The 9,871-nt window shown below is 43.8% G+C and carries 9 protein-coding genes; 5 read left to right on the forward strand and 4 right to left on the reverse strand.

What is annotated here, in order from left to right; all coding sequences use genetic code 11:
- Positions 1-64 precede the first annotated feature (64 nt).
- Together K0O23_RS04480 and K0O23_RS04485 are read left to right on the forward strand one after the other, a co-directional pair.
- Positions 65-3,079, forward strand: a complete 3,015-nt coding sequence (locus tag K0O23_RS04480; protein WP_219876191.1) for an AsmA-like C-terminal region-containing protein — start codon at positions 65-67, stop codon at positions 3,077-3,079.
- Positions 3,080-3,351: 272 nt separating this feature from the next.
- Entirely contained in the window at positions 3,352-4,137 is a 786-nt protein-coding gene (locus tag K0O23_RS04485; protein WP_219876192.1) for a DUF4382 domain-containing protein, read from the forward strand.
- A 247-nt stretch (positions 4,138-4,384) separates the two neighbouring features.
- Here the strand turns inward: K0O23_RS04485 and K0O23_RS04490 are convergent, their stop codons facing one another.
- From K0O23_RS04490 to K0O23_RS04505, 4 genes are all read right to left on the reverse strand, one after another.
- Positions 4,385-4,861: a DinB family protein gene (locus tag K0O23_RS04490; RefSeq protein ID WP_219876193.1), complete on the reverse strand. Its 477-nt coding sequence runs from the start codon at positions 4,859-4,861 to the stop codon at positions 4,385-4,387.
- 1 nt (position 4,862) lies between these two features.
- Complete coding sequence (locus tag K0O23_RS20100) at positions 4,863-5,258, reverse strand: DUF6970 domain-containing protein (RefSeq protein WP_246596911.1); 396 nt, start codon at positions 5,256-5,258, stop codon at positions 4,863-4,865.
- A gap of 46 nt (positions 5,259-5,304) precedes the next feature.
- The gene (locus tag K0O23_RS04500; protein ID WP_219876194.1) at positions 5,305-5,688 is read right to left on the reverse strand and encodes a diacylglycerol kinase family protein; all 384 of its coding nucleotides are present in this window, start codon (positions 5,686-5,688) and stop codon (positions 5,305-5,307) included.
- A 99-nt stretch (positions 5,689-5,787) separates the two neighbouring features.
- Positions 5,788-7,332, reverse strand: a complete 1,545-nt coding sequence (locus K0O23_RS04505) for a hypothetical protein (protein ID WP_219876195.1) — start codon at positions 7,330-7,332, stop codon at positions 5,788-5,790.
- A 221-nt stretch (positions 7,333-7,553) separates the two neighbouring features.
- Between K0O23_RS04505 and K0O23_RS04510 the strand changes: the two genes are divergently transcribed.
- The 3 genes from K0O23_RS04510 (at position 7,554) to K0O23_RS04520 (ending at position 9,752) form a co-directional block, all read left to right on the forward strand.
- Positions 7,554-8,285, forward strand: coding sequence for a hypothetical protein (locus K0O23_RS04510; RefSeq protein ID WP_219876196.1), 732 nt, complete (start codon positions 7,554-7,556; stop codon positions 8,283-8,285).
- 43 nt (positions 8,286-8,328) lie between these two features.
- Positions 8,329-8,925 (forward strand): hypothetical protein, encoded by a 597-nt coding sequence (locus K0O23_RS04515; RefSeq protein ID WP_219876197.1) that lies wholly within the window; start codon positions 8,329-8,331, stop codon positions 8,923-8,925.
- Positions 8,926-9,068: 143 nt separating this feature from the next.
- Positions 9,069-9,752 (forward strand): hypothetical protein, encoded by a 684-nt coding sequence (locus K0O23_RS04520; protein WP_219876198.1) that lies wholly within the window; start codon positions 9,069-9,071, stop codon positions 9,750-9,752.
- Positions 9,753-9,871: the final 119 nt, after the last annotated feature.

Below are 9,871 nucleotides of genomic sequence, written 5' to 3' on the forward strand. Positions count from 1 at the left end.
TTTTGGCATTAAATATATAGTTTCGCTTTAAATAGCTGATTTAATAGTATTCACCCAACCTCATATGAAAAAAGTAGTTATAGGTTTTTTTATCTTTTTGGCGATATTACTTGCTTTGACAGCACTTGTGCCCGTTCTTTTCAAAGATAAAATTAAACAAGCCCTCGACCAAGAGATAGCAAAGAATATCAATGCCACCGTTGTTTACGAAACAGATGATGTTAGCCTATCCCTTTTCCGCGATTTCCCGAACCTGTCACTTGGTGTCGAGAACCTGTCAATAATTGGCAAGGACTCTTTCCAGACAGACACACTGGCAAGAATCCCTTCATTCAGAATGGGGCTTAACCTGGGAAGCGTTATCTCCGGCGACGAGTTAAAGGTAAACTCTATTACTTTAGACGAGCCGGTTATACGGCTTATTGTGCTAAAAAGCGGAAAAGCAAACTGGGATATCTTTATTCCGGATACCGCAGTTACCGAAACCGATACCACTGCCTCTGATTTTAGTATGGCGATCAAAGGATGGAAAGTAGACAATGGTACCCTCTTCTACGACGACCTAAGCATTCCATTTGGTGTGGCGCTTTATGGGGTAAACCACTCCGGTTCCGGCGATTTTGAGAAGGATGTGTTTGACATGAACTCCAATACTACTGCCGAACGCTTCACCATGACCTATGATGGCGCTAACTACATCGAAAATGCCAAACTGGATGCTGACGTAACCATGGCCATGGACCTGAATAAATACCTTTATACTTTTAAAGAGAATAACATCCGCATAAACGAGTTTCCTTTTAAGTTTGACGGTACTATCCTGATGCCGGACGAAGCAATTGATTTTGACCTGACCTTCAGCGCCACAGAAACAGATTTCAGAAACGTATTGTCGGTGGTGCCTGGCATGTATACCGAAGAGTTTAAAGACCTTAAAACAGAAGGCAAGCTGAGCTTCGACGGATTCTTTAAGGGCCGCATGATAGACACGCTGATGCCGGGCTATGGCATAAATCTGAAAGTGATTGACGGTATGTTCAAATACCCTGACCTGCCAGAGGCTGCTCGCAATGTAAACGCTGATGTGAGTGTGGTAAGTACCGATGGCACCCCACAAAATACCAACATCGATATCCGTAAATTTCACATGGACCTGGGTAAAAACCCTGTAGATGCACGCGTTTCGGTAAAAGGCCTGGAGGTAATGCAGATTGACGGCAACGTAAAAGCAAACATAGACCTGGCCGAAATGACGAAGGTTTTCCCGGTAGAAGGCATGACGCTGCGCGGTTTGCTTAAAGTAGATGCTGACGCTAAAGGTACTTATTCTGATAAAAGTATGCCGGTAATAGACGCAGACCTGAACATGACCAACGGTTACATCAAGTCCAAAGACTTTCCGGCCCCGATCCAGAACCTGAACATGGTAACCAATATCCGCAACACTACTGGCAACACCGACGATACTCGCATTAATGTACAGCGCTTTAACATGACCCTGGACGGAGAGCCACTGGAAGGCAACATGCTGATACAGGGTATTGACAAGCCAGCCTTTGACGGACGCATTAAAGGTATACTTGACCTGGCTAAACTTACCAAGATCTTTCCACAGGAAGGTATGACCGTATCGGGAAGGATTACAGCCGATGTGGCCGCAAAAGGCAAGCTAAGCGATATTGAGGCTGAAAAGTATAACAATGTAACGGCCAACGGTACTATGGGCATCAACAACCTGAGCTATGTAAGCACCGGTCTGCCACAGGGTATAAAGATTAGTAAGGCTAACGCTACATTTAATAAAGAACGCATTAGCCTGCAGAACATGGCCGGTAACCTTGGCAAAAGCGATTTCCAGGCAAACGGCTCTGTGTCTAACTACCTGGGCTATGCCCTTTCTGATAACCAGTCGTTGCGTGGTAATTTTAACATCAGCTCTAACACATTTGATGTAAACGAGTGGATGGTAGATGAAGCTGGTACTCCTGCTGACCAGCCAACTGAAGGCGTAGTAGAGGTGCCGGGCAACCTGGATATGGCGCTTAATATTGATGCCAAGCAGGTTTTATACTCTAACATGAAGCTGAATAATGTAAGCGGGCAAGTGCAGGTAAAGGATAAGATCGCAAAGCTTAACAAAGTTACCTTTAATACCCTGGGCGGTAGTTTTGCTGTAGGAGGCAGCTATAACACCCAGAACCTGCAAAAGCCTTTGTTCGACATGAAGCTTGATATACAGAACCTGGGCTTTAAAGAGGCTTTCAATACATTTAACACAATACAGGCTATTGCTCCAATTGCTAAACTGCTGGAGGGTAAGTTTAATACCAGCTTTGCCTTTGCCGGAGAAATTGGTCAGGACATGACGCCTATCTTTAAAACGATGGATGGTAGTGGTGTGATAAATGTAATTAAAGCAGCCGTGCGCGATGTGCCTATAGTAAATAAGATAAGTGAGCTAACACGCTTCGAAGAGTTAAGGAGCTTTGTTGTAGAGAACAAAAAAATCGATGCCCAGATTATCGACGGTAGCCTTGTAATTAGGCCTTTTGACATGAAAATAGGGAATATTGAGATGACCGTAGGCGGATCTAACAACATAGATGGGGAGATAGATTACATTACGGCCTTAAATGTGCCGGCAGGCAAAGTTGGGCGCGAACTGAATACCCGCCTGGCAAGTGTGCTGGGCAATAATGCACTGGCAACATCAGAGCGCGTTACACTTAACCTGAATGTCGGCGGTACTCTCTCAAACCCGAAAGTAGCACTGGCAGGAGGCTCTGTAAAAGAGCAGGCTAAAGATGTGGTTAAAGCCGCTGTACAAAGTAAGGTTGACGATGCCAAGCTTCAATTAGAGCAACGCAAGCAGCAGCTTCAGGACAGTGTACAGAACGAACTGAACAGACGTAAGCTGGAGGCTGAGCAAAAGGCACGTGAAGAACTTGAGAAAAAGCGGAAAGAAGCAGAGCAAAATATTAAAAAGCAGGCCACAGATAAGATCGGCGATTTCCTTAAACCGAAAGCAAAACCCCAGCCACAGCCTGTTAAACCTGATACAACAAAGTCAGGTACTTAATATAAGAGTACAATTATAAGCCAAGTATAGGAATTCAGCAATTTTAATTTGTTTGATTCAAGGAAAGATGCCAGGAACTCCAGTTTCTGGCATCTTTCTTTTAGTACGGTACGTAATTTCGTGCAACTTTCTCCGTTGATACATTTTAGACATGCAGACGCATAAAGAGGAAGTATACTTTAATTAAATAAAAATAAAGCAATTCTTAATTCTTCATCTTGCCTTCATGTTGATGCCAGATATTTGGCACATAACTTAAACGTACAATTCTTATGAAAAAGAAATTTTTTCTTCCGCTACTGCTGAGCGGCCTTGTGTGGTTCAGCGCCTGCGATAGCAACAACGACGATACCGGTACCGCTAAAATGCAAGTTCGCATGACAGATGCACCCGGAGATTATGACGAAGTAAATGTAGATATCAAGTCTGTTCAGGTACACAAAGAAACTGACGGAGATGAGTCGGGTTGGATCACGCTGGATGAGATCAACCCTGGCGTATACAACCTGCTTGACTTTGCAAATGGCCGCGATACCCTGCTTGCCAGCTCTACGCTGCCAGCTGGCCGTATTTCCCAGATCAGGCTTATACTTGGTAACAATAACTCGCTTAAGTTAAAGAATGGTGAGGTTAAAAGACTTAAAACACCAAGCGGACAAACATCTGGCGTTAAACTACAGATCAATGCCGATCTGGAAAGTGATGTAACCTATGTGCTGCTGCTGGACTTTGATGCTGCTAAATCTATTGTGGCCAGAGGTAACGGACAGTATAACCTGAAACCTGTAGTGCGTACTATTACCCAGGCTGTAGCAGGCGGTATTAAAGGTAAAGTTACTCCAGCAGAGTATAAACCAGGTGTTTACGTTATCTCTGCTGCCAACGATACTATTGGCGGTTTTGCCAACGATGCCGGCGACTTCTTAATTAAAGGTGTGCCAGCGGGTACTTATACTGTTAAGTTCTACACAGAAGGAGACGCACACAACAAGACTGTTGAGAATGTAAGCATTTCGCAGGATCAGATTAAAGACTTGGGTACGGTAGTGCTGGAGTAGTTGTTTGAATACGTGACAAAAGACTATTAGACAATAGGACATAATTAAAAAAGGAGCTTCTCTTATCGGGAAGCTCCTTTTTTGTTTCAGTTGTCTACTTAGAATTTGAAAGTATAACGATCTATACTTTGTGACAAAGCACCGTTAGATAGAAAACATACGGGTAGAACCTTTAATAAAGTCCTTCTCCTTTTTCAAATAATTCTTTGTCTAATGGTCTTTTGTCAAAAGATTCCTTTGTCAAAAATTAGAACACCTGCCCCATCAACTCACGCACATAGGTCACATAGTCTGTGTTAGGTGGCGTGTAGCCGTTTTTGCGCAGGTCTGTGGCTACTTGAGCTCTGTGGTATGTAGCGTGGTTAAAAGCGTGTGTCAGGATGTCGAGCACGCGGGTGCTATACTTGTTGCCCTGGCTGTTGGTGTAATCTATCAGGCGGTTAAACTCGGCTTCGTCGGCGTTGGCAACAAGCTCAGCGATCTTATACGAAGCATTTTTGTGCAATGCCTTCAGTTCTTCCAGGTTATGTTCTTGCCATACTTTAACCGGGCTCTGCGTGCCGGTGATGCGTGCAATCCAGATGGCTTGTGCGTTTAAGGCATGGCTAAACAAGCGCAGCGAATTGTTTGGCACCTGTGGCAGCTTGCTGAAAACATCCAGCATGGTCTGATTTGCCCAGATGTTATATTCTGATAGATTTTTTAATACGTCGTTTCCTGTCATGTTACTTCTGTTCTCTTTTATCTTCCCAAATTAAGGTCTCATCAGACCGTTTCTCAAAAAAGTCTGTGCAGCGGCCATCGCCTTTGCCTGTTATACCTCCGTCAGGCTCACATATTATGTTTCCGTTCTTATCATAAAGTTTGCTGGGTATATCGCAGCAACGGCCTGTCAGATAAAAAACTTCCTGGTCTTTATAAGTGTATCGGTAAATTTTAGCGGGAGGGTTAGCAGTTTCGGCGTCCTGCATTTCCTGTATCAGTTGGTTTAACCAGGGAGCAGCCTGTGCGTTGGCAACTTCGACATCTGATATCTGCGGCGAAACACCCGGCATGCAGGACAGTAAAACACCTGTTAGCATCGCTAAAAGTATAAACACCTGTAATTTCGTATGGCCCATAAGGCTTATGTGTTATAATGAAGGCGCAAAGGTAATAAACGAGACCTTAGTAAACATTAAAGTATACTATCCAATACGGTATAAAAATAATTAAGCCTACGATTGCTGCCGTCATAGACGCCAGCAGCACAGCTCCGGCAGCCAAGTCTTTTGTTTTACCTGCCAACAGGTTATGCTCAGGCGATACCAGGTTGGTTAGCGTCTCCAGGGCAGTATTAAATGTTTCGGCCATCCATACAAGACCAATGCAGAAGATAAGGATGCACCACTCAGTGCGGGTAACCTCAAACCTATAAGCCATTACTGCTACTACGATGCTGGCTATAACGTGCAGGTGCATGTTAGGCTCTGATCGAAATACGGCTGCTAGCCCTTTAAAGGCAAATTTAAAACTATTGTACCTAGATATTAAGAAGGATGGTCTGGCCATAACATGAATTTTGTAATAGCTGCTTTAAATGCGTTTTACAGTAATCTAAAGTATAAGGTTAAATATTTAGTGCTATTTTAAATGAGGCTACGGGTAAGCCTATAGTGAGTCAGATTGAGCCTGCTCTTCATAAGCACTCTTTGTTAGCTCCATCAGCACATCATAGTAAGGCTTTTGCAGCATTTTAGATTTGAGCCAGGCATAAAAACTCATAGCCGCCAGGTCAGTTTGCTTAAAGGTGGTAAACTCCAGTGTGTTATCTACAAGCTGCACAAAAGCGGGTTTGGAAACCTGCTCCGGGTGCTCCAGCAAAAGCCTGATAAGCTCCAGGTAGTGTTTCACATTGCGGTACATCGGCTCGTCCCAAAGGTCTTTGTAAGCGCGCTCGAGGGCGCGCAGTTTGTTTTGCACCAGGTCTTCGTTGCCGAGCTCGTACTGTAGTATAAGTTCACCCAGCTTCTTTTTAAGCACCCACTCCCGCCCCATTTTCTCTTCGCACCATTTATCTGACCGTTTAATAGATAGCAGCAAACGGTTTGCTTTGCTGTAAGCGCCACCTGCAAAATAATTAAAGCTAAGGCCAAGCTGTGCCGTTAACTGGTCTTTGGTGCTAAGGTTAATCTTATTGTTGCCGAGCAAGTGTTCCATAAGCTTAATAGCATCGTCGTTGCGGTTTAAGAATACCTGGTTTGCAACCATCAGAAAAGTATAGCGCGGCATAAAAAGGGCTGCATGACTTTTACCCTCTGTAGCCATGCAAGCGTGTAGTTGCTGCAGGTAATGTACCGATTGTTCAAACTTTTTATTGCGGTAAAGCACATGCGCGATCATGTATAGCAGGCTTATTTTATAGTACTGGTGTGCTTTTTTAAACCCATGCCCTTGTTCTGCCTCTTTATACTTGCTAATGATGTAAGGTTCAAACGAGAGAAAATCTTTACGGGCAAGTATAGCGCTTCGGGCAATAGACATAAGCTTGTAAAGCAGAGAAGGACGCTGGCTTATAGCCTCCGACAAATCGTAGGTGCGCAGTACTTCTTGTATGATCCTGTCGAAATGCATGCCGCTGCCCTGTTTCCTTACTGCCCTGAGGCGCAGGTTAATAATGCTACTGGCAATGTTGGCGCGTTCGTCTTCGTCGGCTATCAGTTTGTTTTGGTTGCGCTTTTCTATGATCTGTTCCAATGGGTCGGCAAACTCATTGTCGGCTTTCTCTATCTGGAGGTTGTAAACGGTATTCAATAAGCCATACTGTTCGTTTGCCTGAGCCAGTTTTTCTGCTTTGCGCAATTGCGCCCAGGCTAGCCTGTCTATGCGCACATCAAAAAGGTAATTGGCCAACGATAGTAAACCATTTATGGGCGAGGCTGCAGTAATGTCCTCTTCCATGCGCTTAAGCAGTATAAAATCGGTAAGATGGCGCTGCAGGCGTTTGCGAAGCGCGTAATAGGCAACCGCGTTTGGCTCCTCAGGATACAGCAGCTGTATAAGTTGCTCTGAAGTATAGCTTTTTTGTTGCAGCAATAGTTTATAAAGCTCCAGGTCTTTGCGGGTCTTTTTCTTTTTCTGCCGCCTAATAAAAGTTGCCAGCTCCTTCCTGTCCTCCTCTGGCAAAGTTTCGATTGTCAATTTCAGGTCGTCCATACTTTTGCCTGTTTATCCTCTTGTTTAAGAAGAGAAAGTAAGATAAGTATAAATTTCTAAAGTCTAATAAAGTATACTTAATAGTCTGTAATACAGCAGATTAAGTTTGTTAAATTTGATTTTGCAAAGTCTGTTTTTAGGAGATGTTGGCTTTGATAGGTATGAACATGGTTCTACATTTACATCATCATAGTACAAAATAAACCTAAAACCATACTTATATGAAAAAGCTGATACTTATACTTTTAGCCATATTCCCATACTTTGCAGTGCAGGCACAGGATGTGTTGCTGAAGCGCAACGGAGAAGAAATTCAAGTGAAGGTACAGGAGATTACGCTGGATGCGGTAAAATACAAGCGATATGATAACCTGGAAGGGCCAATTATCTCTATAGCAAAGCGAGATGTTTTTATGATCAAGTATGAAAACGGCACCAAAGAAGTTTTCGAACAGACAGCACCTGCAGCCACGCCCCACCCTACCGCTACTGCCAGGCAGCGCTGGCAGGAATACGACCAGCAAAACCTAAAACTGTCCGGACCGCGCATTGGCTTTACTGTGCTTAGCGCTAAATACCGCGACGAGATACAGGAAGAGTTTGACACCAACGTAAATTCCTTTATGACCCAGTTTGGATGGCAGTTCGAGACACGCGTGTTTACGCTTGAAAACGGTACGTCTGGGTTATTTGAATTCGTGCCTTTGATTGGAGGTTTAGAGCAGGGTAAGTTTTTGCCAAGCCTGAGCGCCCTTGTTGGCCTGCGCGGCGCCAAAGGTCTTGAATTTGGGGTTGGACCGAACATATCGCTGGGCGGGGCAGGTCTGGTATTGGCAGCTGGCACAAACTTCCAGAGTCAGGGAGTAAATTTTCCGGTAAACTTTGCCTTTGCCCCGTCTAAAGACGGCGGCAGGTTTAGCATGCTTTTTGGCTTTAACTCGCGCAAATATTAATAGCCAGAACTCTCAAAGATTATTCATCTTAATTTATAGTGTTATGAAACAGAGTATACTACTGGGCCTGCTATTAGTGCTTATACAAAGCGCTTTCGCCCAGGACAAGATCGTGAAGCTAAACGGCGACGAGATCAAGGCACGAGTGCGGGAGATAAAGCTCCAGGAAATCGTGTATCAGCATCCGGATTCTTTGGAAGGCAAGTTGCACCTGATACCGAAAGCTGAGGTGTTTATGGTGCAGTACGAGAACGGTACCAAAGAAATGATTACACAGTCGGTTGTAAACCAAGACAGCGAACCAATCACCAGAACTCCTGAGCAGATGTATGAGCTTGGTCGTTATGATGCTCAGCACCTATATAAAGGCAGAGGTGCCATGTGGGGTTCTGCTGCAAGTGGTTTTGTGTTTCCGTATGGCCTGGCTGGTTCAGCAGCTATTGGTTTAGTAAAGCCTAAAGCAAAAAACCACCCTGTGTCGGATGTTGCTTACTTGTCGGACCCAAATTATGTGAAAGGCTATGAAGACAGGGCAAAGCGTAGGAAATGGGGTAAAGTAGCAGCCGGAACAGGAATTGGTTTAGGCGTAGCAACAGTTTTTATTGCAGTATTAGTTAGCCAAGTGGCTTTTATGCCTTAAGATTAATTAGGTTGGTTTGGGGCACTTGCAGGTGAAATGGCAGGTGCCTTTTTGTATCTATAAGTTGATGTTATAAAATATGTAACAGGTAATTGCGTTTTAACTAAAAATTTAGTTATTTAATTCTCGCCTAACAAACTTATATGAAACAACTAATCATACTTGCGCTCGGGCTAGTTATTTGCCTGGGTTTGCCATCCTGCAGAAAAGAGCTGTACAAGCGTCCGGTAACCATTAATAGGTTAGAGTTTACCAACAATGCCGGAGAAAAGTATGATTACCAGTTTAATCGCGTAAACGATTGGTTTCTGCAGAAAATAGAGAAGCTGGAGCAAGAAAAACATACTTTTCGGATAGATACCACCGCTAAAAAACGCTATCACAAGCATAACCATACGTTGGTTGCCTCTTTAGATAACCTTATTGTAGAAAATAGCCCCGGCGTATATTACCAGTTATACTTAAGGCCCAACAGCGGCATTGGTAAAATAAAAGGCGGCGTGCAGGATGATATGTACAATGAACTGAAGCTGTTTTCGCCGGAGAGGCTCTTTTTACAGCATGAGCAGCAGTATTATACTGATAGCATTGTGGCAGGGCCATTTAAAAGGCTTATCGCAGTTAATGAGCTCTATGAGCCGCTTAATGTAGAGCAGCCTGAAGTTATCAGCTTTTCTATTGATAGCATCAATTTTTCCAAGGGCTTTAAGAAGCGCCAACGTGAAAGCATCATCCGGTTAGTAAATAATTCTATAATGCTGATGCAGCGTGATTTCGCAGGTAAAGATCCTAAAAAAAGCATGCCATTCAATTATTACCCTAATTAACTCAAGTTGCGTGATAGTACACGCGGTTTAACACAAAAAATCTGTTCTGCCAGCGGCTGTTGTACGTTTTAAAGTTTGCAGACTTAATTCGTAACAGCCATGACAGAACAGACCATTAC

The organism is Pontibacter aydingkolensis (genome assembly GCF_019443125.1).
Classification (GTDB): domain Bacteria; phylum Bacteroidota; class Bacteroidia; order Cytophagales; family Hymenobacteraceae; genus Pontibacter; species Pontibacter aydingkolensis.

Bases quoted from the DNA above. Each gene is read 5' to 3' on its own strand.
- K0O23_RS04480 (WP_219876191.1), top strand. From the start codon at position 65: ATGAAAAAAGTAGTTATAGGTTTTTTTATCTTTTTGGCGATATTACTT.
- K0O23_RS04485 (WP_219876192.1), top strand. From the start codon at position 3,352: ATGAAAAAGAAATTTTTTCTTCCGCTACTGCTGAGCGGCCTTGTGTGG.
- K0O23_RS04490 (WP_219876193.1), bottom strand. From the start codon at position 4,861: ATGACAGGAAACGACGTATTAAAAAATCTATCAGAATATAACATCTGG.
- K0O23_RS20100 (WP_246596911.1), bottom strand. From the start codon at position 5,258: ATGGGCCATACGAAATTACAGGTGTTTATACTTTTAGCGATGCTAACA.
- K0O23_RS04500 (WP_219876194.1), bottom strand. From the start codon at position 5,688: ATGGCCAGACCATCCTTCTTAATATCTAGGTACAATAGTTTTAAATTT.
- K0O23_RS04505 (WP_219876195.1), bottom strand. From the start codon at position 7,332: ATGGACGACCTGAAATTGACAATCGAAACTTTGCCAGAGGAGGACAGG.
- K0O23_RS04510 (WP_219876196.1), top strand. From the start codon at position 7,554: ATGAAAAAGCTGATACTTATACTTTTAGCCATATTCCCATACTTTGCA.
- K0O23_RS04515 (WP_219876197.1), top strand. From the start codon at position 8,329: ATGAAACAGAGTATACTACTGGGCCTGCTATTAGTGCTTATACAAAGC.
- K0O23_RS04520 (WP_219876198.1), top strand. From the start codon at position 9,069: ATGAAACAACTAATCATACTTGCGCTCGGGCTAGTTATTTGCCTGGGT.